Raw genomic sequence first — 21,450 nt, 5'->3', positions numbered from 1 at the left:
CGGCAATGGCGGGCGACAAATTCGGCAAGGGACATCATCTGCACCTCGTGGACGGGTCGGCCTTCATCTTTCGCGCCTACCATGCGCTGCCGCCGCTGACGCGCAAATCCGACGGTCTGCCCGTCGGTGCGGTGAGCGGCTTTTGCAACATGATCCACAAGATGATCGAGGGGAACACCGGACCCGATGCGCCGACCCATGCGGCGGTTGTCTTCGACAAGGGATCGCACACGTTCCGCAATGACATGTACGACCAGTACAAGGCCAACCGCGATGAAATGCCAGAGGATTTGCGCCCGCAGATCCCGCTGACGCGGGAAGCCACGCGCGCGTTCAACCTCGCCTGTCTGGAACTGGAGGGCTACGAGGCCGATGACATCATCGCGACACTGGCACGGCAGGCGCGCGAGGCGGGCGGGCGTTGCACGATCATTTCGTCGGACAAGGACCTGATGCAGCTTGTCGGTGGCGGCGTCGAAATGCTGGACGCGATGAAGAACCTGCGCATCGACAGCGAGGGGGTCGAGGCCAAGTTCGGCGTCGGCCCGGATCGGGTGGTGGACGTGCAGGCGCTGGCGGGCGACAGCGTCGACAACATTCCGGGCGCGCCCGGCATCGGCGTCAAGACCGCCGCGCTGCTGATCAACGAATACGGGGATCTGGAGACGCTTCTGTCGCGGGCGGACGAAATCAAGCAGCCCAAGCGGCGCGAGACGCTGATCGAGTTTGCCGAGCAGATCAGATTGTCGAAACGGCTGGTGACGCTGGATACGGAAACACCGATCGAGGTGACTCTGGAAGAGCTGGAGGTGAAGGACCCCGAGCCAGGCCCGCTGATGGCGTTTCTGGCGGAAATGGAGTTTCGCACGCTCACCCGCCGGATCGCCGAGCAGATGGGTGTGGAGGCGCCCGAGATCGCCGATACGCCCGCCCCCGTGGCCGAGGGCGCGCCGGAAGCCGTGCCTTTCAACCATTCCGCCTATGAGATCGTGCGCGACATGGCCGCGCTGGAGGCGTGGATCGCCAGGGCCCATGCCGTGGGATACGTGGCGGTCGATACCGAAACCACCAGCCTGAACGAGATGACCGCCGATCTGGTGGGCGTGTGCCTATCGACGGAGGCGGGCCTGGCCTGCTACATTCCCGTGGGCCACCGGGAGGGCGGGGACGATCTTTTCGGCGGAGAGAAACGGGTCGATGGTCAACTGCCGCTGACCGATGTGCTGAATGCGCTGAAGCCGATGCTGGAGGAACCGTCGATCCTGAAAATCGGGCAGAACATGAAGTACGACGCCAAGATCCTTGCCCGCTACGGGGTGGATGTGGCGCCCATCGACGATACGATGCTGATGTCCTACGCGATGCATGCGGGGCTTCACGGGCACGGCATGGACACGCTCTCGGACCGCTATCTTGGGCATCAGCCGATCCCGATCAAATCCCTCCTGGGAAGCGGCAAATCGCAGATCACCTTTGCCGAGGTCGGCATCGCCGATGCGGCGCCCTATGCGGCGGAGGATGCGGATATCACCCTGCGCCTCTGGCAGCAGTTCAAGCCCGCCTTGCACCGCGCGCAGGTGACCACGGTCTATGAAACGCTGGAGCGCCCGCTGGTGCCGGTGCTGGCGCGCATGGAGATGGCCGGGATCAAGGTTGACCGCGATACGCTCAGCCGCATGTCCAACGCATTCGCGCAGAAAATGGCCGGGCTGGAGCATGAGATCCACGCCCTGGCGGGGACGCCGTTCAACGTGGGCTCGCCCAAGCAACTGGGCGAGATCCTGTTCGATCAGATGGGTCTGGAGGGGGGCAAGAAGGGCAAGACCGGGGCCTATGCCACGGGCGCAGACGTGCTGGAGGATCTGGCCGCGCAGGGCCATGATCTGCCCGCGCGGGTGCTGGACTGGCGGCAGCTTTCCAAGCTGAAATCGACCTATACCGATGCCTTGCAGGACCATATCAACGCGGAGACCGGCCGGGTCCACACGTCCTATTCCATCGCGGGCGCCAATACCGGGCGGCTGGCCTCGACCGATCCGAACTTGCAGAACATTCCGGTGCGCACCGAAGAAGGCCGGCGGATCCGGGAGGCGTTCATCGCCGAGCCGGGCAAGGTTCTGGTTTCGCTTGATTATTCACAGATCGAATTGAGGATTCTTGCTCATATCGCGGGGATCGACGCGCTGAAACAGGCGTTCAGGGAGGGCCAGGACATTCATGCGATCACCGCGTCCGAGATGTTCAACGTGCCGCTGGACGAGATGACGCCGGATGTGCGCCGGCAGGCCAAGGCGATCAATTTCGGCGTGATCTACGGCATTTCCGGCTTCGGTCTGGCGCGCAATCTGCGCATTCCCCGGGCCGAGGCGCAGGGTTTCATCGACCGCTATTTCGAGCGGTTCCCCGGTATCCGCGACTACATGGACGCGACCAGGGATTTCGCGAAATCGAACGGCTATGTCCAGACGTTGTTCGGGCGCAAGATCCATACGCCCGAGATCAATGCCAAGGGGCCGAAGGCCAGCTTTGCCTATCGCGCGGCGATCAATGCCCCGATTCAGGGCACGGCGGCCGATGTGATCCGGCGTGCGATGATCCGCATGGAAAACGCCATCGAAGGGTGCCCGGCCCGGATGCTGTTGCAGGTGCATGACGAGTTGCTGTTTGAGGTGGAGGAGGACGCGGTGGACGATCTGATCGCCCGCGCCCGCGAGGTGATGGAGGCCGCCGCCGACCCGGCGGTGCAGCTTTCGGTGCCGCTGACCGTGGATGCGGGGCAGGGGGCGAACTGGGCCCAGGCGCATTGAGACCCGGGCGCGTAGAGGTGATGCGGGCCCTGCGCCTGTCGTCCGCATGACGGGGCCGGAGGATACACCTCTTGTGATCGTCAGGTCGCGCGCGGAGTTGCGCGACTGGCTGGCCGAAAACCATGCCACCGCCAGGACCGCCTGGCTTGCCACCTACAAGAAACATCACCCCGATTACCTGCCATGGGGGCAGGCGGTGGAGGAACTGCTTTGCTGGGGCTGGGTCGATGCGCAGGTGGCCGCGCTGGACGCGGACCGGATGAAGCACCGCGTGGCCCCGCGCAACGAAAGCTCGGCCTGGTCGGCGGTCAACAAGGAGATCGTGGCGCGGATGCGGGCCGAAGGCCGGATGACGCCGGCCGGCGAGGCGAAGATCGCCGCCGCGGAGGCCAATGGCATGTGGCAGTTTCTGGACGATGTGGAGCGTCTGGAGGTGCCGGACGATCTTGCCGAGGCTCTGGGGCCGCTGATGCCCGTCTGGAACGGCTGGCCGCGCAGCGTGAAACGCGGCACGCTGGAATGGATCAAGACCGCCAAAACCGCGCCGACCCGCATCAGGCGTGTCGATGAGGTGGTGGAAAGCGCCCGCGCGGGACTGCGGCCCAGCCCGTTCCGGCGATAGCGCGACGCCCGGTCAGGCTTGACCCCGCGCCCTTCGACCGGTCTGTTCGGTCGCGGGTAGCAAGGGGAGAGCATCCATGGGCACGCTGGTTTCCGTCATCGATGAACAGGGCCCGGTGGTGGAGGTGCGGCTGAACCGCCCGCGGAAGAAGAATGCGGTCACGCTGGAGCTTCTGGACGAGCTGGTGGAGCTTGGCGAGGCGCTGGCAGACCGGGACGACCTGCGCGCGGTCATCCTGACGGGGGAGGGCGGCGATTTCAGCGCCGGGATGGACACCGGCGTTCTGATGCAGATGGCGGGCAAGCTGGACCAGGTGAAGGCCGAGATGCTGGCCCCGCCCGACGGCCGCACCGCCAACCGGTTTCAGCGCCCGGCGCAGGTCTGGATGGATCTCCCCGTCCCGGTGATCGCAGCCATCGAGGGTGTGTGTTTCGGTGCCGGATTACAGATCGCGCTGGCGGCGGATTTCCGCATTGCCGCCCCGGAGGCCCGGCTGTCGATCATGGAGGCGAAATGGGGCCTGATCCCGGATATGGGCATAAGCCTGTCCCTGCCGCGCCTGATGCCGGTGGACCGGGCCAAGGCGCTGATCATGACGGGGCAGGTCTTGTCGGGCGAGGCGGCGCTGGCCGAGGGGCTCGTGACGCGGGTGGCCCCGGACCCGCTGGCCGCCGCGCGGGTCCTTGCCGGTGAGCTTGCGGCGAAATCGCCCGACGCCGTGCGCGCGGCCAAGGTGCTGGCCGATGCGCTCTGGGCCGGGGAGACGGAGGCCGATCTGGCGCTGGAGGCGCGCCTTCAGGCCGGCTTGCTTGGGGCGCCGAACCAGATCGAGACGGTGATGGCGCAGATGCAGAAGCGCAAGCCGGACTACCGCTAGCCGAAATCGAAACGGGCGGCACCGGTTCCGGCACCGCCCGTTTTGCGACAGGCTCTTGCTTGCGACCGAAGACCGCGATCAGGCCAGCATCACCATCGGATTTTCCAGGTTGTCGACGATGGCTTGCAGCAGTTCCGCGCCAAGTGCCCCGTCGATGACCCGGTGATCGACGCTGAGCGTGACCGACATCACGGTGGCCACGGCCAGTTCGCCATCCTTGCCGACGACCGGTTTCTTGACGCCCGCGCCGACCGCAAGGATCGCGCCATGGGGCGGATTGATCACCGCGTCGAAATTGTCGATGCCGAACATGCCGAGATTGGAGATCGCGAAGGTGCCGCCCTGATACTCATGGGGTGCCAGTTTGCGTTCCCGCGCCCGCGCGGCGAGATCCTTCATCTCCGTCGAGAGGGCGGACAGGGATTTCATCTCCGCGTCTTTCAGAACCGGGGTGAACAGGCCGCCTTCGATGGCGACGGCCACCGCCACATCGGAGGGTTTCAGTCGCAGCATGCGATCGTTGGCCCAGACCGCATTGGCCGCCGGAACCTGTTGCAGGGCGTTGGCGCAGGCCTTGATGATGAAATCATTGACGCTGAGTTTCACGCCGCGGGCTTCAAGTTGCTTGTTGAGCTGGCCGCGGAAGGCCAGAAGCGCATCGAGCCGGATATCCCGGCGCAGGTAGAAATGCGGGATCGTCTGCTTCGCCTCGGTCAGGCGGGCGGCCACGGTCTTGCGCATCCCGTCGAGCTTGACCTCTTCGAACTCGCGACCCTCGTACATCTTGAGCACGGTCTCGGTGGCCGGACCGGTGGGCATCGCCCCTCCCGCCGTCGCGGCAGCAGCGGGGGCCGCCGAGGGCGCGCTGGCGGGCGCGTCCGCCCTGGGTGCGGCGGTGGCGTTTTCCACATCCGATTTCACGATGCGGCCTCTGGGGCCGGAGCCTTTGATCGCGGCGAGGTCAAGGCCCTTGTCCGCCGCAATGCGCCGCGCCAGCGGGCTGGCGAAGATGCGCGTGCCATCGCCCGATGTGGGGGCGGCGGGGGCGGGCGTGGCCTCCGTCTCGCCACGGCCATGGCCCTTGGCGGGCGCGGTCTGCTCCGATGCCTCCGCGGGCGCGGTCTGCGACGAGGTCTCCGCCGGTTTGGGCGCACTGTCGGTGCTGCCGATATCGTCGGCGCTTTCTCCATCTGCCAGAAGCACGGCGATGGGGCTGTTGACCTTGACGTTCTCGGTGCCCTCGGCCACGAGGATCTTGCCGATCACGCCGTCATCCACCGCCTCGAACTCCATCGTGGCCTTGTCGGTCTCGATCTCGGCCAGAAGGTCGCCGGAACTGACCTCGTCGCCTTCCTTGACCAGCCATTTGGCAAGCGTGCCTTCCTCCATCGTGGGGCTGAGGGCGGGCATCAGAATTTCCGTGGGCATCGCTTAACTCTCCTCTGCCAGCGCCAGGCCGTCATATGGCGCGCGCGGGGTCTTTCCATTGGCCAGAACGCGGGCCGCATCGGCCAGCGCGTGTTGATTGGCCGCAATCCATTCATAGGCTTCGGTGTGGCTGACACGGGCATCCCGGCCGTATTCCGAGGACAGGAGCGCATCGCTGACCCACAGTTCGACCGGCGGCTTGCCGTCCAAACCGATGGCGACCCGGTAGGCCGCTCCGTCTTTGGTTTTGCCAAGCACATCCATCCGATCAGCGATAGGTCACTTGCTTCACTGCCGCGATCACCTCGTCGGTGGTGACCAGTGCGTGTTTCTCAAGGTTCGCCGCATAGGGCATCGGCACATCCTTGCCCGTGCAGTTGATCACCGGCGCGTCAAGGTAATCGAAGGCGTTTTCCATGATATAGGCCGACAGGTGATTGCCGATGGCGCCCACGGGGAAACCTTCCTCCACGGTCACGCAGCGGTTGGTTTTCTGCACGCTCGCGATCACCGTGTCATAGTCGAGCGGGCGCAGCGTGCGCAGATCGACCACTTCGGCCTCGATCCCATCCTCAGCCAGCTTCTCGGCCGCTTCCAGAGCATAGGTCATGCCGATGCCGAAGCTGACGATGGTGACATCGCCGCCCTCGCGCCAGATCCGGGCCTTGCCGAAGGGCACTGTGAAATCGTCCATCACCGGCACGTCAAAGCTGCGGCCATACAGGATCTCGTTTTCCAGGAAGATCACCGGGTTCGGGTCTCGGATCGCGGTTTTCAGCAACCCCTTGGCGTCGGAGGCCGAGTAGGGCATCGCCACTTTCAGGCCCGGAACGCTGGAATACCACGCCGCATAATCCTGGCTGTGCTGCGCGCCCACGCGGGCGGCGGCGCCGTTGGGCCCCCGGAACACCATCGGTGCCCCCATCTGCCCGCCGGACATGTAAAGCGTCTTGGCGGCCGAGTTGATGATCTGGTCCATCGCCTGCATGGCGAAGTTGAAGGTCATGAATTCGACGATGGGGCGCAGACCGCCGAATGCCGCGCCGACGCCGATCCCGGCAAAGCCATGCTCGGTGATCGGCGTATCTATGACGCGCTTGGCGCCGAACTCGTCCAGCAGACCCTGGGAAATCTTGTAGGCGCCCTGATACTCGGCGACCTCCTCGCCCATCAGGAAGACCGTGTCGTCGCGGCGCATTTCCTCGGCCATGGCATCGCGGAGCGCTTCGCGGACGGTCGTCTGCTTCACCTCTGTGCCCTCGGGCCAGTCCGGTTCCAACTTCCGGGCCTGTGCGGGCGTGGCCGGGGCAGGGTGGTCCATGCCTGCGGCCGGCTCATCCTCGGACGACCGGGCCTTTTCGGCCGGCGCGGGCTGCTGCGGCTGGCTACTCTCCACTGTCGCGCTGTCGGCGTCCTCGCCCTCGTCCAGCAGTACGGCGATGGGGCTGTTCACCTTCACGCCCTCGGTGCCTTCCTCGACAAGGATCTTGCCCATGACGCCTTCGTCCACGGCTTCGAATTCCATCGTCGCCTTGTCGGTTTCGATTTCGGCCAGAATGTCGCCGGAAGAGACGGTATCGCCCTCCTTGACCAGCCATTTGGCCAGCGTGCCTTCCTCCATCGTCGGAGAGAGTGCCGGCATGAGAATTTCGGTTGCCATGGGTAGTCGTCCTTCAGTCGGGCGCGGCGCAGCGGGACGCGAGCGCGCGGATATCGTCGAGCACGAACTCGGCCCGGGAGCCGGCCATCGGGCCGCCCACAACGAGCGAGGCCGAGGGCGCGTCGGCCCGGGCGGGATGTTCGAGCGTGATGGTGCAGGCCGTGTCGGAGCAGGTCGCGCCCTGCTGTGTCCAAGAGGCGCGGGTTTCGGGCTCGGTCGTGGTCAGCGTGATATCGACCATCACCGGCTCCGCGTCGTCGCGAAGAAACAGGTTGATCTGCGCGATGTCCAGCGTATCGACCGTGCCAAGCTCGTTGATGTCGGTGCGGATGTCGGCATAGTCGATCGGGGTGCGGGTCGTGCGCTCGGCCCCGTCCGAATAGACCTGGGTCATGGTCGCGGTGGCCGTGCAGCCGTCGCTCTCGTATCCGAACAGGATCGAGCCGTCATTGCTCTGCCCGTTGAGATAGGACGCCATGCGGGCATCGGTGGTCTGGGCCAAGGCGACCACGGGCACCGCCAGCGCGAGGCCAAGCATCGGGGCGGCACGCCTCATGCGGAGGCCTCCTGCGGAACCTCATCGGCGTAGATATCCGTCCAAAGCTCGTCCAGCGCGGGTTCCGGGCTTTCCTTGGCGAACTCCGCCGCCTCGTTCACGATTGCCTTGATGTCCTTGTCGATGGCCTTGAGATCGTCCTCGGTCGCGTGTTTGCCCTGCAGGAGCAGCTCGCGCACATGTTCGATCGCGTCGCGCTCCTCGCGCATTTTCTGCACTTCTTCGCGGGTGCGGTACTTGGCCGGGTCCGACATGGAATGGCCGCGATAGCGGTAGGTCTTGATTTCGAGGATGTAGGGGCCCTTGCCCGCGCGGCAGTGCGCCACGGCTTTTTCGCCCGCGGCCTTCACGGCCAGCACATCCATCCCGTCCACTTCCTCGCCGGGGATGCCATAGGCCGCCCCGCGTTCCCAGTAGGACGGCGATTTGGTGGAGCGTTTGGTGGAGGTACCCATGGCGTACTGGTTGTTCTCGATCACGAAAACCACCGGAAGGTCCCAGAGTTCGGCCATGTTGTAGGCCTCGTAAACCTGCCCCTGGTTGGCCGCGCCATCGCCGAAATAGGTGAAGGTCACGCGATCATTGCCAAGGTACTTGTCGGCGAAGGCGAGGCCCGCACCGATCGGCACCTGCGCGCCGACGATGCCATGGCCGCCGTAGAAATGCTTCTCTTTCGAGAACATGTGCATCGAGCCGCCCTTGCCCTTGGAATAGCCGCCTTCGCGCCCGGTCAATTCGGCCATCACGCCCTTTGGGTCCATGCCGCAGGCCAGCATATGGCCATGATCGCGGTAGGATGTGACGCGCTTGTCGCCCTCCTCGGCGGCGGCCTCAAGGCCCACGACGACCGCTTCCTGACCGATATAGAGGTGGCAGAAGCCGCCGATCAGGCCCATGCCGTAAAGCTGACCGGCTTTTTCCTCGAATCTGCGGATCAGCAGCATCTCGCGGTAGTATTCCAGCAGCTCTTCGGCGGAAACATTTGGTTTCGCGGCAGTTTTTGCCGTTGTCTTCCGTGCGGCCATGCGAACGGCTCCTCCAGCCTTGGGCAGATAGTTTAGCGTTGAACTATCGTTAGCAAAGGATTTGAGGAATTGCACCAGTGGAATTCGACGTTGCGTCAAAGCGTCGTGCGACGGATGGGTGGCCGTCCGGGTGCGCCCTGTGCAGCCGGCATCCGCGCTAGGGCAACACGATCTCGTCGGCGCGCATATAGCCCAGAACTGTGCGGGCCTGTTCGTCCAGCAGATCCAGGTCGAGATACTCGTCCGACATGCGCCGGGTCAGGATCTCCATCTCCGCGGTTTCCTCGCGCAGCATGGCAAGCTCTTCGGTCAGGCTCGCAACCTCCGCCTCCACCTGTATCCGGTGGAACAGGCCATAGTTTCCCTGCACCGCGGAAAAGGTGAAATACGCCCCCACGAGCAGAAGCACCATCGGGATCAACAGCCCGGAAGCGGAGCGTTTTTTGGTCATCTGATCGTGTCGCCTCAATGCCGCGCGGTCTCTGTCGGATCGCTGCATGGGGGAGATTCGCATATCTGCTTTGAAAAGGGAATCCCTTGAAAACATATTGTTGCGCTATAATGGCAAGGGAAAGGTGATCATGATCGACCCGCAATCGCATCTGCCGACCCATGAGGTCACCAACCAGCCGCCGGGCCCGCCCGAACGGCATCTCTGGCATGACGATCCGGTGTTGCGCAGCTACGCCGATGCGGATGCAGCCCCCTATGCGGAGCAGTTGAGCCGACCGGACTGGGCCGAGATCGCCCGGCAGGCGCAGCATCCGGGCCCTGAACTGCGTCTCTTCGATGCGGGCGGGCGGCGTCTGGACGAGGTGCGGTTCGCCCCGGCATATCACAGCCTGCTGCAGGCGGGGCTCGAGGCCGGATACGCCGGCGGGCCGTGGACCGGCGGCAGCCATCTGACCCATGCGGCGATGGTCTATCTCCATTCCCAGGTGGAGCCCGGCACCTGCTGCCCGATGACGATGACCTATGCCGCGATCCCGGTGCTCGCGAACACGCCCCTGGCCGGAGAGTGGGTGCCGAAGCTCTCGGCACGGGAGCATGATCCGGCGATTGCCCCGATCGGCAGCAAGCGGGCCGCGACGCTTGGCATGGCGATGACGGAAAAACAGGGCGGGTCGGACGTGCGGACGAACACCACCCGCGCCGAGCGCGACGGGGCGGTCTATCGCTTGACCGGGCACAAGTGGTTCTGTTCCGCGCCCATGTCCGACGGGTTTCTGACATTGGCGCAGGCGCCCGGCGGGCTCAGCTGCTTTCTGGTGCCCCGCTGGCTGGAGACAGGCCGCAACGGCATCCACCTGCTGCGCCTGAAGGACAAGCTGGGCAACCGCGCGAACGCCTCCGCCGAGATCGAGTATCACGGCGCGCAGGCCCATCTGATCGGCGAGGAGGGGGAGGGAGTTCAGCGGATCATCGAAATGGTGCATCACACCCGCCTGGACACCGCATTGGCACCGGCGGGGCTCATGCGGGCGGCGCTGGTCCATCTGCACCACTGGGTGTCCCATCGCCGGGTGTTCCAGCGCAGCCTGATCGATCAGCCGCTGATGCGGAGCCTTCTGGCCGATCTGGTTCTGGACTGGGAAGGGGCCGCCGCACTCGGTCTGCGCGTGGCGCGCGCGTTCGACGGCGACAGCGCCGAAGACCGCGCCTTCGCCCGGATCGGTGTCGCGCTGGCGAAATTCATCAACAACAAGCTCTGCCCGCGCGTGGTGGTGGAGGCGATGGAGGGGCTGGGTGGCATGGGCTATGTGGAGGACACACCCCTGCCGATGCTCTACCGGGAGGCGCCGCTGAACGGGATCTGGGAAGGGTCGGGCAATGTGATCTGCCTTGATATCCTGCGGACGTTGGCGAGGGACGGGCTGGCCGCGGCGACATTGGGCGAGGAGCTGGAGGCCGCGCGCGGCGCCGACCGGGCCTATGACGCGGCGCTGGCCGACCACCGCGCGCGCTGGCCCGGCCTGCCGGAGGAGGCGGAGGCGCGGTGGTATGCGGAGCGTCTGGCGCTTTTGCTGACGGCGTCGGTCCTGCTGCGCCATGCGCCGGGTGCGGTTGCCGACGGGTTTTGCGCGACCCGGCTGGCCGGGGTGCGGGGCCATGTGGCCGGAAGCGTCGGCGGATTGGACATGGACGCGCTGATCGCGCGGCTGGGGCGGTAGCGGGGCGGCCTGCCACGCTCTGTCCTGTCATGCCGCGCGGAAAGAGACGCGCCCGACCCGCCGGCCCGGTGCTAGCCGGCGACGGAGGCCGCGTAGATCGTATCGATCGATTTGCCGATGGCGGCGTTGAACTCCGCATTCGATTGCCGGGCCGACAGACCTTCGGTCAGGGCGCGGGAAAAGCTGGCGATGACGCCGGTATTCTGCGCCAGTTTCGCGTTCGCCTCGTCCCGCGAATAGCCGCCGGACAGCGCAACGACCCGCATCACGGCGGGATGCTCCACCAGCGGTTGGTAGAGGTTGGGCTGGTCCGGCAGGGTCAGTTTCAGCATCACCTGCTGGCCTTCGGGCAGGGCGTCGAGATGCCGGGCAAGCTCGGCCAGAAGCATCTCCTCGGCGCGGGCCTTGTCGGCGATGGAGATCGTCACTTCCGGCTCGATGATCGGCATCAGGCCCTTGGCCGAAATCCGCGCCGCGATCTCGAACTGCTGCGCCACGTTGGCGGCAATCCCGTTTTCCGAGGCCGCGTTGATGGCCGAGCGCATCTTGGTGCCGAAAATGCCAGCGGCGACCGCGCGGTCAAGCAGGGCGTCAAGCTCGGGAATGGGTTTCATCAACTGGACGCCATCGGCCTCCTCCTCAAGGCCCTTGTCGATTTTCAGAAACGGCACGACGCCCCGGTCCTCCCACAGAAACCGCGCCGAAGGCTTGCCGCCGATCTCCCGGTCCATCGTCATCTCGAACAGGATCGCCCCGATCACCTTGTCGCCGGTGAAGGCGGGGGCCTGGGCGATGCGCGCGCGCATCTGGTGGATCAGGTCGAACATCTCCGCCTCCGAGCCATAGGCATCCTCTTCGATTCCGTAGAGACGCAGCGCCTTGGGCGTGGAGCCGCCGCTTTGGTCCAGCGCGGCGATGAAACCGGGGGCCGAGGTCATTTGGGCGGCTTGGGCATCGGTCATTGGGACAGGGCCTTTCGTTGCAGGAAGCGGATGACCCTGTGCTTATGCGCTGCGGCGGCGGCGGGCAAGATTGGTGGCGCTAACGACGCGCCCGACCCGGTTGCCCGCCGCGGCCGTTCACGGGGCGCGGTAGCGGCTGGCAAGATCGAGCGCGATCCAGTCCGCCAGTGCCGCGCGTTGGGTTTCTGCGCTCAGATCGGACCAGAAGGCCGCAACCGCGGGCCCGCGGGCGCCAAAGCGTGCCTCGATCTCCTCGCGCAGCGCGGTGGCGCCGATATCGCCGGCTGCTTCGGCCAGAAGCGCATAGTAATAGGCCCGCGCATAGGCCCGTGGCGCACCGAGGCCGGTGAAATGGGCCAGCGCCAGCGCCCTGAGATCGCGCGGGTCGGTGCCGGTACCAAGCGCGTCGGCGGGGCTGCCGGTCAGATTGACATTCTGCGCGGCGACGACGGTCGGCGTGGTCAGCCGCGCCTCAAGCGCGTCAAGCATCGAAATGGCCCCGGGCACCTCGGCGGCTGTGGCGCGCAGCGCGTGGCCATAGGCGGTTTCCGGATCGGTCCGGGCCAGCGCACTGGCCACAAGACCGGCGGCTTCGGCGGCGCGGTCATCGTCACTGCCGAGGACCGGAGCCAGAAGCTCGGGCACAAGCGAGGTGGCCAGTGGCACGCCTTCTCCGGACATCAGTGCCCGGGCCAGATCGAGCCGCTCGGCGATGGTCAGCTCGCCGCCGTCGATCTGCGTCAGAAGGTCGGTGTCGATCAGGCGTGACCGCGACAGGGGCGTCATCCGCGCATCCAGAGCCAGCGCCGAGATCAGACCGTGGGGTTTGGCGTAGGTGTCGGGTTCCAGCACGATGCCGCCGGGCGGCAGATCGGCCTCGATCGTGATTTCGCCCGGGTCGCGGACATAGGCTTCCACCTGCGTCATCAGCGCATCGATGAAGTTGCGTTCGATGGCGCTGAGATTGCGGGTTCCACCTTCGGAAAGGGCCTGAGTCAACTGCTCGTTCCCAAGTGCGCGGATGGTTTCGGGCGCGCGCAGGTTTTCCGGCAGCAATTGCGACAAGGCGGCCCATCCGCCGGTGTCGCGCAGGCTGGCCACGGCCCGGGTGACGCGAAAGGCAGGATCGCCCGGTTGCCCGAATTCGCCCGGTCGCGGCAGGAATGTCCCGGCGGCGGAGACATCCAGAATGGCCACCCCGTTCAGCGCCGCGGACAGATCGAAAAGCGTGGCGCCGGTGCCGTAGACGTAATCCGCGGTTACGGTCAGCCGGTCGAGGGTGATGGCATTGAAACCGGCCGTGCGAAGCCCGAGCGATGCCTCCGGTGGCAGGCAGGCGATGGCGGCATCGGCTCCGATCAGCGTCAGCGCAACCTCGGAGGAGACGGCGAAAGGTTCCGACAGGTCGGAGCTGAGCACAGCCCGTTCGACGGTGATCTCGCACTGTCCGGCACGGTCATAGGGCAGGCGGGGGCGGGCGGTGACACCGGACAGGGACAGCGTGCCCCGCAGGACATCGGTGGACAGATACTCGTATTCCAGTTCCATCTGGGTCCGGATCGCGGCAATGCCGACATTGGCGAGTGCGGCGGCCAGACGATCGGGCGCGAAAATCTCGCCGTAGCCCGGGCGCGGGTCGCCCTCCTGGGCCGCGGCGGGCAGGCTCAGCGCGGCGACGACAAGTGCGGCCCGCGGCAGCATGGTGAAAAGGCGCATGAAAAATCTCCCCTCAGAAATGTCCGGGGCAGAGAGTACCGCAGATTTGCCATTTGGTAAGGGGGGTTTCCCTTACTCCGCCCGGCACCCGGCCTGTCGTGTGCGGTCGGGCCGGCTTCATCCCTCCAGCGCGGCCACGCCCGGCAGGGTCTTGCCCTCCATCCATTCCAGAAACGCGCCACCGGCGGTGGAGATATAGGTGAAACGATCCGCCGCGCCGGCCTGGTTCAGGGCTGCGACCGTGTCGCCGCCCCCCGCCACGGTGATCAGATCGCCCGCGGCGGTCAGGCGTGCCGCGGCCTCGGCGGCGCGATTGGTGGCGGCATCGAACGGTTTCAGCTCGAACGCGCCAAGCGGGCCGTTCCAGATCAACGTTTCGCAGGCCGCGAACACCGCCTCCAGCGCCGCCACGGTTTGCGGCCCGGCATCCAGGATCATCGCGTCCGGCGGGCAGGCATCGGCGGGCAGGGTCTCGTGCGGGGCCTCGGCGGCAAACTCGCGGGCGACGACGATATCCCTGGGCAGGTGGATCGTGCAGCCGGCGGCGTCGGCCTTCGTCAGCACGTCGCGGGCGGTTCCGGCCATGTCCTTTTCGGCCAGAGAGGTACCGATTTCATGGCCCTGCGCATACAGGAAGGTGTTCGCCATGCCGCCGCCGATCACCAGATGATCGACCTTTTCCACGAGGTTGCCGAGCAGATCGAGCTTGGTGGAGACCTTGGCCCCGCCCACGACGGCCACAACCGGGCGTTTGGGGGTGCCAAGGGCGGCCTCCAGCGCGCTCAGTTCGGCCTGCATCAGCCGCCCGGCGCAGGCCGGCAGAAGCCGGGCCACGGCCTCGGTCGAGGCATGGGCCCGATGGGCGGCTGAAAATGCATCGTTGCAGTAGATATCTGCAAGAGAGGCCAGACGGGCGGCAAAATCGGGGTCGTTCTTCTCTTCCCCCGGAGCGAAGCGGATGTTCTCCAGAAGCAGGATCTCGCCCGGCTGCATCGCCTGCACCGCAGCGCTATAATCGCCATCGGCGAAGGTGACCGGCTGCCCGAAGGCCTTTTGCAGGGCCGGCAGAAGCTGGCGCAGGCTCATCTCGGGGACGACCTTGCCCTTGGGGCGGCCGAAATGCGCGACCAGAACGGGCAGGCCGCCCTTGGCGAGGATGTCCTTCACAGTGGGCAGGATCCGGTCGATCCGCGTGGTGTCGGTGACCTCTCCGTTCTCCACGGGCACATTGATGTCCACCCGCGTCAGCACGCGCTTGCCCGACAGGTCCATTTCGTCAAGGGTTTTCCAGGTCATGTCACGCTCCTTGCGGCCGCGGGCCGCATCTTTGAAACCGGCGCGGGGGCCGGGCGTTTCGAAGAAACCGATCTCCCTGCAAGTGTCAGAGGTATTTGCCCATTTCAACGGCCGTATCCGCCATCCGGCAGGAGAAGCCCCATTCGTTGTCATACCAGCTGAGCACGCGGCACATGTTGCCGTCCATCACCTTGGTCTGGTCCGTGGCGAAGATCGAGGAGTGTGGGTCATGGTTGAAATCCATCGACACCAGCTTGTCGTCGGTGACGCCGAGAATGCCTTTCAGCGGGCCACCGGCGGCGGCGGCATGGATCGCGGCGTTGATCTCGTCGGGGCTTGTGTCACGACCGGCCTCGAATGTCAGGTCGACCACCGAGACGTTAGGCGTGGGCACGCGGATCGCCACGCCGTCAAGCTTGCCGGACAGCTCCGGCAGGACAAGGCCCACGGCCTTTGCCGCGCCCGTCGAGGTCGGGATCATGCTCATCGCGGCGGCTCGTGCGCGGTAGAGATCCTTGTGCATCGTGTCGAGCGTCGGCTGGTCGCCGGTATAGGAATGGATCGTCGTCATGAACCCGCGCTTGATGCCGATCGTGTCGTTAAGAACCTTGGCCACGGGCGCCAGGCAATTAGTGGTGCAGGATGCGTTCGAGACGACGATCTTGTCGGCGTCCAGCAGCTCGTGGTTGACACCGTAGACAATGGTCGCGTCCGCGTTCTTGCCGGGGGCCGAGATCAGCACCCGGCTGGCGCCGTTCTCCAGATGCGCCTGGCAGGCCTCCTTCGAATTGAAGATGCCGGTGCATTCCAGAACGATATCGACGTCCGACCACGGCAGATCGGCGGGGTTGCGGATGGCGGTGACGGCGATCGGGCCGCGGCCCACGTCGATGCTGTCATCGGTGGTCGTGACGGTGGCGGGAAACCGGCCGTGAACACTGTCGAAACGCAGAAGATGAGCGTTGGTTTCGACCGGCCCCAGATCGTTGATCGCGATCACCTCGATATCGGTGCGGCTCTGCTCGATGATGGCGCGCAGCACATTGCGCCCGATCCGTCCAAACCCGTTGATTGCAACTTTGACGGCCATGATCTGTCTCCTCGCCATGTAACTCTGGATGCTCTCGGTGCCATTATGCAGATCGCGCTGACGAATGGCACATGTTAGCGGTAACAGTCCGCTTGTAACGGTATGATGTCGGGATGGAAAGACCGGCTAGCGCCAGAAGGCCATCCAGTCGAGAAGGCGCAGAAGCAACTCCCCGAGAATCAGGTGCAGATCCCAGCCGAAGATCAGAAAATCCGCGGCGAAAACGGCGATGATGATGGCCGCCAGCCAGAGCGCGAGCGTATTGGTCATCTGGGCAGGATCCCGGGGCTGATCTGTCGCGGCAGACTGGTCCGGGCCGGGGCCGGGCGCAACCCCTCAGTGCAGCAGCCGCCCCATTGCGCCCGCCACATCCGCCATCCTGACGGAAAAGCCCCATTCATTGTCATACCAGGCCAGAACCCGCACCGTGCGCCCGCCCACGACCTTGGTCTGATCCGGCGCGAAGATCGAGGAGTGCGGCGTGTGATTGAAATCGATCGAAACCTTGGCCTCTGGGTCGTAGGCCAGAACCGCGCCCATATGCCCGGCGGCGGCTTCGGCGACCACGGCATTCACCTCCTCCACGGTGACATCGCGGGCCGCCTCGAATGTGAGGTCGACCGCCGAGACATTCGGAGTGGGCACCCGCAGCGCGGTCCCGTCGAGCTTGCCGTCGAGTTCCGGCAGCACCTCTTTCAGCGCCCTGGCGGCCCCGGTTGAGGTGGGGATCATCGCCAGCGCCGCGGCCCGCGCGCGGTACAGATCCGCATGGCGCCGGTCCAGCGTCGGCTGGTCGCCGGTATAGCTGTGGATCGTGGTCATGATCCCGCGTTCGATGCCGATCGCGTCATTCAGGACCTTGGCCAGCGGCGCCAGGCAATTTGTCGTGCAGGAGCCGTTGGAGACCACATGGTGTTCGGGCCGCAGCTCCCGGTGGTTCACGCCATAGACGATGGTCTTGTCGGCGCCTTTCGCGGGCGCGGAGACGAGCACGCGTTTCGCCCCGTGCTCCAGATGCACCGCCGCCTGATCGCGGGAGTTGAACTTGCCCGTGCATTCCAGAACCACGTCGCAGCCGGACCAGTCGAGCTCGCGCGGCTCGTAGGTGGAAAAAACTTTCATCGGCCCGCGACCCAGATCCAGCGTGTCGCCGCTGACCCGCACCTCGCCGCCGAACCGGCCATGGATACTGTCGTATTTCAGCAGATGGGCGTTGGTCTCTATCGGGCCGGTGGCGTTGATCTTGACCACCTGCACATCGTTGCGCCCGCTTTCGGCGATATGCGCCAGCGTGCAGCGCCCGATGCGGCCAAAGCCGTTGATCCCGATGGTGACAGTCATGCCCGGTGTCCTTTTGTCGTCGCGCGTCGCATTTCCCGGCCCGAATACAAAACCGCGCCCGGGATCGAAAGGAAAAACCGACATGTTTCCCGCATGTTAGCGCAAACCCCTTTCAAAACGGCCATGGTGGCGCTAACGAAATCCGAACCCACGCACCCGGACCGGGGGAACCGCCCGCAAGCGCAAACGTTGCCTTCCGGGGCTGATTGGGCCACCAGTGGGGACACAAGTTGCACACAAGGCGGGCAGGATGAGCGGGCTACTGGCACTGTTGGACGATGTGGCTGCGATTGCCAAGGTTGCGGCGGCGTCGGTCGATGACGTGATCGGGCAGGCGACGAAAGCCGGTGCCAAGGCCGCGGGCGCGGTGATCGACGATGCCGCGGTGACGCCGAAATATGTCCACGGATTCGCGGCCGAACGTGAGTTGCCGATTGTCTGGCGGATCGCGCGCGGTTCGATCTTCAACAAGCTGGTGATCCTGTTGCCGGTGGCGCTGCTGCTGTCCGTTTTCGCACCCTGGATGATCCCGCCGCTGCTGATGCTGGGGGGCGCCTATCTCTGTTTCGAGGGGGCGGAGAAGATCTGGCACAAGCTGAACCCCACGCCGCATCCGGAGATCCCCATCGACGAAAAGCTGAAGGATGCCGCCCATCTGGAAGAGGAAAAGGTCAGGGGCGCGATCAAGACCGATTTCATCCTGTCGGCCGAGATCATGACCATTGCACTGGCGGCCTTGCCGGAAAGCAACCTGTGGTTCGAGGCGGCCGCGCTGGCCATCGTAGCGGTGGGCATCACGGTGTTGGTCTACGGCAGCGTCGCGCTGATCGTGAAGGCTGACGATGTCGGCTTGCATATGGCCGCGGAGGGGCGCCTGGGCGTGACCCGCCGCGCGGGCCGGGCAATCGTCCGGGGTATGCCGGGTTTCATGACGGTGCTGACCTGGGTCGGCACGGCGGCGATGCTGTGGGTTGGCGGGTCGATCATCGTGCACGGGCTGGCGGAGCTGGGCTGGCACGCGCCCGAAGACGGGATCCACCACGCGGCCGAGGCCGTGGCGCATCTGGTGCCCGCCGGTCTGGCCGGCTTCGTCGAATGGATGGTCAAGGCCGTCATCGACGGCATTCTGGGCCTCGTGCTCGGTCTGCTGCTGATCCCGGTTGCGACCGGTGTGATTGCTCCGGTTCTGCGCGCCGTGGGTCTGGGGGCGGGATCCGGCGGCCACTGATCCAGGTTAATGCCCGACCGCGCGGTTCCTGCTGTGATCTCATACATGGGAGCCGCACGCAGGAGGAGGATCCGGTATGAGTGCGCTTGGATTGAAGATCATCGACGAGTCCGTGCAACAGGCCAATATCTGGGTCAACGATGTGGATTATCGCACGGGATGGAGCGACAAGCAGAGGGCTTATCGCCTGCTGCGCGCGGTTCTGCACGCGCTGCGGGACCATCTGAGCGTGGATGAAGCCGCGCAGCTGGCCGCGCAGATGCCGATGCTGATCCGGGGGTTGTTCTACGAGGGGTGGGATCCGTCCCGAACCCCTGTGATCGAGCGCAGTCGCGCCGGGTTTGTCGCCCGGGTGCAGGAGGCGTTTTCAGGTGACCCGATGGGAGACGCCGAAGATGCCATCGGCGCGGTCTTCGATACGTTGGACAGCCGCATATCCCCGGGCGAGATGGCCCATGTGCGCAAGAGCTTTGCCAAGGACATCCGCAAGCTGTTCGCCGAGTGATGCCGCGGCCCGTTCCTCGCGCCTGCGGACCGCCCGTCCGGCCCGACCCGAGAAACCGTACGCCAGACCAGGACTGGCGATGAACATCGGGGGCTGGCCACACAGAAGGCGCGCCGATCAGGGCGCAGCGCCTATTTCAGCAGGGATTTCGCCTTTTCGGCCACGGCTTCGGCGGTAATGCCGAAGTGGGCGTAGAGATCTTCCGCTGGGGCCGATCCGCCAAAGCCATGCATGCCCACGAAGCCGGATTTCTCCCGCTTGCCACGCTCGCCGAAAAGCCAGCGGTCCCAGCCGAACCGCACCGCCGCCTCGACCGCGACGCGGACCGGCCCGCCGGGCAGAACGCGCTTGCGGTAGGCTTCGGGCTGCTCCTCGAACAACTCCCAGCATGGCATCGAGACGACGCGGGTTCCGATCCCGTCGGCCTGAAGCAGATCTCGGGCGGCCATGGCAATCGCCACCTCGGATCCGGTCGCCATGAGGATCGCCTGCCGCTTGCCCTCGGCATCGGCCAGCACATAGCCGCCCTGGGCGACCATGTTGCGGGTCTTGTGGTCGACCCGGACCGTGGGCAGCCCCTGACGGCTGAGCGCCAGAACGGATGGCGTTGATTTCTGTGACAGCGCCAGTTCCCAGGCCTCGGCGGTCTCCACTGCGTCGGCAGGGCGGAAAACAAGGCAGTTGGGGGTGGCGCGCATCATCGCCAGATGTTCCACCGGCTGGTGGGTGGGACCGTCCTCGCCCAGACCGATGCTGTCATGGGTCATCACATATTGCACCGAGACGCCCATCAGCGCGCTCAGCCGGATGGCGCCCCGCGCATAATCGGTAAAGCACATGAAGGTCCCGCCATAGGGGCGCACACCGCCGTGAAGCGCCATCCCGTTCATCGCCGCCGCCATGCCGTGCTCGCGGATGCCGTAATGGATGTGGCGGCCTTTCCGGTCCTCGGGCGAGAACACGCCGAGATCGGCGGTCTTCGTGTTGTTCGACCCGGTCAGATCGGCCGAACCGCCAAGCGTTTCGGGCACGATCGGGTTGATCACCTCAAGCGCCATCTCGCTGGCCTTGCGGGTGGCCACCTTGGGCCGGGTTTCGGATATCTGCTTTTTCAGCGCCTTGATCGTGGCCGACAGTTTCGGGGGCATGTCGCCCGCGAAGGCCCGCGTGAAACTTGCCTGTCTGGTGGCCGATTGCAGGGCAAACTCCGCCTCCCAGGCCTCGCGCGCGGCGCGGCCGCGTGAGCCGATCGCTTCCCATTCGGCTTTCAGATCCCCGGGGATCTCGAACGGTCCGTATTTCCAGCCGTAGGCGGCCTTGGTGTCGGCGATAAGCTTGGGATCGGTCAGCGCGCCATGGCCCTTGGCGGTGTCCTGCGCGGCGGAGCCGATGGCGATATGCGTCTTGCAGGCGATCATCGCCGGGCGCGGGGACGCCTTCGCCTCGCCAAGGGCGCGGTCGATATCGGCGGGGTCATGGCCGTCGCAGTCGAACACATCCCAGCCGGAGGCGGCAAAACGCGCCTTCTGATCGGTCCGGTCCGAGAGCGACACCGCGCCGTCGATGGTGATGTTGTTGTTGTCCCACAGCACGATCAGCCGGCTCAGCTCGTGGCGGCCGGCAAGGCCGATCGCTTCCTGGCTGATCCCCTCCATCAGGCAGCCGTCGCCCGCGATGCAATAGGTGTAGTGGTCGATCAGCTTGCGGCCCCACCGGGCACGCAGGCTTTCCTCGGCCATGGCAAAGCCCACGGCATTTGCGATGCCCTGCCCGAGCGGGCCGGTCGTGGTCTCCACGCCTTTGGCATGGCCGTATTCCGGATGGCCCGCGGTGATCGCGCCCAGTTGGCGGAAGTTGCGGATCTGGTCGATGGTCATGTCCGCATAGCCCGTAAGGTGCAGCAGGCTGTAGATCAGCATCGAGCCGTGGCCCGCGCTCAGGATGAACCGGTCGCGGTTGGGCCAGTCCGGGGCGCTTGCATCGAAACTCAGATGTTTCTCGAACAGAACGGTCGCCACATCGGCCATGCCCATCGGCATGCCGGAATGGCCGGAATTCGCGGCACCGACCGCGTCGAGCGTCAGGGTGCGGATGCAGGCGGCGCGGCGCCAATGATCGGGGTTCTGTGCGTCAAGGGCGGAAAGGTCCAAGGCGGGCGTCCTGTCT

19 protein-coding genes are annotated in these 21,450 nt (G+C 65.6%); 6 read left to right on the top strand and 13 right to left on the bottom strand.

Going from position 1 to position 21,450, the window contains the following annotated elements; genetic code table 11:
- Window positions 1-5 precede the first annotated feature (5 nt).
- The 3 genes from polA to D9R08_RS11685 all read left to right on the top strand — a co-directional run bounded on the left by polA (window position 6) and on the right by D9R08_RS11685 (window position 4,306).
- Window positions 6-2,807, top strand: coding sequence for a DNA polymerase I (polA, locus tag D9R08_RS11695; RefSeq protein ID WP_121898218.1), 2,802 nt, complete (start codon window positions 6-8; stop codon window positions 2,805-2,807).
- A 73-nt stretch (window positions 2,808-2,880) separates the two neighbouring features.
- On the top strand, window positions 2,881-3,429 hold the full coding sequence (locus D9R08_RS11690; protein WP_158598989.1) for a YdeI/OmpD-associated family protein: 549 nt from the start codon (window positions 2,881-2,883) through the stop codon (window positions 3,427-3,429).
- A gap of 76 nt (window positions 3,430-3,505) precedes the next feature.
- Window positions 3,506-4,306 carry a crotonase/enoyl-CoA hydratase family protein gene (locus D9R08_RS11685; RefSeq protein ID WP_121898216.1) on the top strand — a complete coding sequence of 267 codons (801 nt, stop codon included), beginning with the start codon at window positions 3,506-3,508 and terminating at the stop codon, window positions 4,304-4,306.
- A 78-nt stretch (window positions 4,307-4,384) separates the two neighbouring features.
- Here D9R08_RS11685 and D9R08_RS11680 read toward each other — a convergent pair whose 3' ends face one another.
- The 6 genes from D9R08_RS11680 to D9R08_RS11655 form a co-directional block, all read right to left on the bottom strand.
- Complete coding sequence (locus D9R08_RS11680; RefSeq protein WP_121898215.1) at window positions 4,385-5,734, bottom strand: pyruvate dehydrogenase complex dihydrolipoamide acetyltransferase; 1,350 nt, start codon at window positions 5,732-5,734, stop codon at window positions 4,385-4,387.
- A 3-nt stretch (window positions 5,735-5,737) separates the two neighbouring features.
- Window positions 5,738-5,998 carry a hypothetical protein gene (locus D9R08_RS11675; RefSeq protein ID WP_121898214.1) on the bottom strand — a complete coding sequence of 87 codons (261 nt, stop codon included), beginning with the start codon at window positions 5,996-5,998 and terminating at the stop codon, window positions 5,738-5,740.
- 4 nt (window positions 5,999-6,002) lie between these two features.
- Window positions 6,003-7,394, bottom strand: coding sequence for a pyruvate dehydrogenase complex E1 component subunit beta (locus D9R08_RS11670; protein WP_121898213.1), 1,392 nt, complete (start codon window positions 7,392-7,394; stop codon window positions 6,003-6,005).
- Window positions 7,395-7,407: 13 nt separating this feature from the next.
- Window positions 7,408-7,950, bottom strand: a complete 543-nt coding sequence (locus tag D9R08_RS11665; RefSeq protein WP_121898212.1) for a hypothetical protein — start codon at window positions 7,948-7,950, stop codon at window positions 7,408-7,410.
- Window positions 7,947-8,975: a pyruvate dehydrogenase (acetyl-transferring) E1 component subunit alpha gene (gene pdhA / locus D9R08_RS11660; protein ID WP_121898211.1), complete on the bottom strand. Its 1,029-nt coding sequence runs from the start codon at window positions 8,973-8,975 to the stop codon at window positions 7,947-7,949. Before pdhA ends, D9R08_RS11665 begins: the two co-directional genes overlap by 4 nt.
- Before the next feature lie 157 nt (window positions 8,976-9,132).
- Window positions 9,133-9,426: an FtsB family cell division protein gene (locus D9R08_RS11655; protein ID WP_121898210.1), complete on the bottom strand. Its 294-nt coding sequence runs from the start codon at window positions 9,424-9,426 to the stop codon at window positions 9,133-9,135.
- Window positions 9,427-9,556: 130 nt separating this feature from the next.
- Here D9R08_RS11655 and D9R08_RS11650 point away from each other — a divergent pair, with 130 nt between their 5' ends.
- Window positions 9,557-11,146 (top strand): acyl-CoA dehydrogenase family protein, encoded by a 1,590-nt coding sequence (locus D9R08_RS11650; RefSeq protein ID WP_121898321.1) that lies wholly within the window; start codon window positions 9,557-9,559, stop codon window positions 11,144-11,146.
- A gap of 71 nt (window positions 11,147-11,217) precedes the next feature.
- Here D9R08_RS11650 and D9R08_RS11645 read toward each other — a convergent pair whose 3' ends face one another.
- From D9R08_RS11645 to gap (D9R08_RS11625), 6 genes are all read right to left on the bottom strand, one after another.
- On the bottom strand, window positions 11,218-12,108 hold the full coding sequence (locus D9R08_RS11645) for a fructose bisphosphate aldolase (RefSeq protein ID WP_121898209.1): 891 nt from the start codon (window positions 12,106-12,108) through the stop codon (window positions 11,218-11,220).
- A gap of 117 nt (window positions 12,109-12,225) precedes the next feature.
- Window positions 12,226-13,824 (bottom strand): hypothetical protein, encoded by a 1,599-nt coding sequence (locus D9R08_RS11640; RefSeq protein WP_121898208.1) that lies wholly within the window; start codon window positions 13,822-13,824, stop codon window positions 12,226-12,228.
- Between the two features lie 117 nt (window positions 13,825-13,941).
- Entirely contained in the window at window positions 13,942-15,120 is a 1,179-nt protein-coding gene (locus tag D9R08_RS11635; protein WP_121898320.1) for a phosphoglycerate kinase, read from the bottom strand.
- A gap of 85 nt (window positions 15,121-15,205) precedes the next feature.
- Window positions 15,206-16,210 carry a type I glyceraldehyde-3-phosphate dehydrogenase gene (gene gap / locus D9R08_RS11630; RefSeq protein WP_121898207.1) on the bottom strand — a complete coding sequence of 335 codons (1,005 nt, stop codon included), beginning with the start codon at window positions 16,208-16,210 and terminating at the stop codon, window positions 15,206-15,208.
- A 126-nt stretch (window positions 16,211-16,336) separates the two neighbouring features.
- On the bottom strand, window positions 16,337-16,480 hold the full coding sequence (locus tag D9R08_RS19240; RefSeq protein WP_199709336.1) for a hypothetical protein: 144 nt from the start codon (window positions 16,478-16,480) through the stop codon (window positions 16,337-16,339).
- Between the two features lie 66 nt (window positions 16,481-16,546).
- Window positions 16,547-17,551: a type I glyceraldehyde-3-phosphate dehydrogenase gene (gap, locus tag D9R08_RS11625; protein WP_121898319.1), complete on the bottom strand. Its 1,005-nt coding sequence runs from the start codon at window positions 17,549-17,551 to the stop codon at window positions 16,547-16,549.
- A 250-nt stretch (window positions 17,552-17,801) separates the two neighbouring features.
- On the opposite strand from gap (D9R08_RS11625), the gene D9R08_RS11620 reads away from it, so the two are divergent.
- A complete protein-coding gene (locus tag D9R08_RS11620; RefSeq protein WP_121898206.1) occupies window positions 17,802-18,779 on the top strand; it encodes a DUF808 domain-containing protein in 978 nt (325 codons plus the stop codon).
- 76 nt (window positions 18,780-18,855) lie between these two features.
- Window positions 18,856-19,284, top strand: a complete 429-nt coding sequence (locus tag D9R08_RS11615; protein ID WP_121898205.1) for a DUF2267 domain-containing protein — start codon at window positions 18,856-18,858, stop codon at window positions 19,282-19,284.
- 131 nt (window positions 19,285-19,415) lie between these two features.
- Here D9R08_RS11615 and tkt read toward each other — a convergent pair whose 3' ends face one another.
- Window positions 19,416-21,434, bottom strand: coding sequence for a transketolase (tkt, locus tag D9R08_RS11610; RefSeq protein ID WP_121898204.1), 2,019 nt, complete (start codon window positions 21,432-21,434; stop codon window positions 19,416-19,418).
- Between the last annotated feature and the right edge of the window lie 16 nt (window positions 21,435-21,450).

Origin of the sequence: Rhodophyticola porphyridii (assembly GCF_003688285.1) — a bacterium.
GTDB classification, from domain to species: Bacteria; Pseudomonadota; Alphaproteobacteria; order Rhodobacterales; family Rhodobacteraceae; genus Rhodophyticola; species Rhodophyticola porphyridii.
Note: the sequence above shows the minus strand (reverse complement) of the source record. Positions and strands in the feature narration are given on the sequence as shown.

What these genes read in the sequence shown, in the direction of transcription:
- polA (WP_121898218.1), top strand. Translation starts at nt 6, where the DNA reads ATGGCGGGCGACAAATTCGGCAAGGGACATCATCTGCACCTCGTGGAC.
- D9R08_RS11685 (WP_121898216.1), top strand. Translation starts at nt 3,506, where the DNA reads ATGGGCACGCTGGTTTCCGTCATCGATGAACAGGGCCCGGTGGTGGAG.
- D9R08_RS11680 (WP_121898215.1), bottom strand. Translation starts at nt 5,734, where the DNA reads ATGCCCACGGAAATTCTGATGCCCGCCCTCAGCCCCACGATGGAGGAA.
- D9R08_RS11675 (WP_121898214.1), bottom strand. Translation starts at nt 5,998, where the DNA reads ATGGATGTGCTTGGCAAAACCAAAGACGGAGCGGCCTACCGGGTCGCC.
- D9R08_RS11670 (WP_121898213.1), bottom strand. Translation starts at nt 7,394, where the DNA reads ATGGCAACCGAAATTCTCATGCCGGCACTCTCTCCGACGATGGAGGAA.
- D9R08_RS11665 (WP_121898212.1), bottom strand. Translation starts at nt 7,950, where the DNA reads ATGAGGCGTGCCGCCCCGATGCTTGGCCTCGCGCTGGCGGTGCCCGTG.
- pdhA (WP_121898211.1), bottom strand. Translation starts at nt 8,975, where the DNA reads ATGGCCGCACGGAAGACAACGGCAAAAACTGCCGCGAAACCAAATGTT.
- D9R08_RS11655 (WP_121898210.1), bottom strand. Translation starts at nt 9,426, where the DNA reads ATGACCAAAAAACGCTCCGCTTCCGGGCTGTTGATCCCGATGGTGCTT.
- D9R08_RS11650 (WP_121898321.1), top strand. Translation starts at nt 9,557, where the DNA reads ATGATCGACCCGCAATCGCATCTGCCGACCCATGAGGTCACCAACCAG.
- D9R08_RS11645 (WP_121898209.1), bottom strand. Translation starts at nt 12,108, where the DNA reads ATGACCGATGCCCAAGCCGCCCAAATGACCTCGGCCCCCGGTTTCATC.
- D9R08_RS11640 (WP_121898208.1), bottom strand. Translation starts at nt 13,824, where the DNA reads ATGCGCCTTTTCACCATGCTGCCGCGGGCCGCACTTGTCGTCGCCGCG.
- D9R08_RS11635 (WP_121898320.1), bottom strand. Translation starts at nt 15,120, where the DNA reads ATGACCTGGAAAACCCTTGACGAAATGGACCTGTCGGGCAAGCGCGTG.
- gap (WP_121898207.1), bottom strand. Translation starts at nt 16,210, where the DNA reads ATGGCCGTCAAAGTTGCAATCAACGGGTTTGGACGGATCGGGCGCAAT.
- D9R08_RS19240 (WP_199709336.1), bottom strand. Translation starts at nt 16,480, where the DNA reads ATGACCAATACGCTCGCGCTCTGGCTGGCGGCCATCATCATCGCCGTT.
- gap (WP_121898319.1), bottom strand. Translation starts at nt 17,551, where the DNA reads ATGACTGTCACCATCGGGATCAACGGCTTTGGCCGCATCGGGCGCTGC.
- D9R08_RS11620 (WP_121898206.1), top strand. Translation starts at nt 17,802, where the DNA reads ATGAGCGGGCTACTGGCACTGTTGGACGATGTGGCTGCGATTGCCAAG.
- D9R08_RS11615 (WP_121898205.1), top strand. Translation starts at nt 18,856, where the DNA reads ATGAGTGCGCTTGGATTGAAGATCATCGACGAGTCCGTGCAACAGGCC.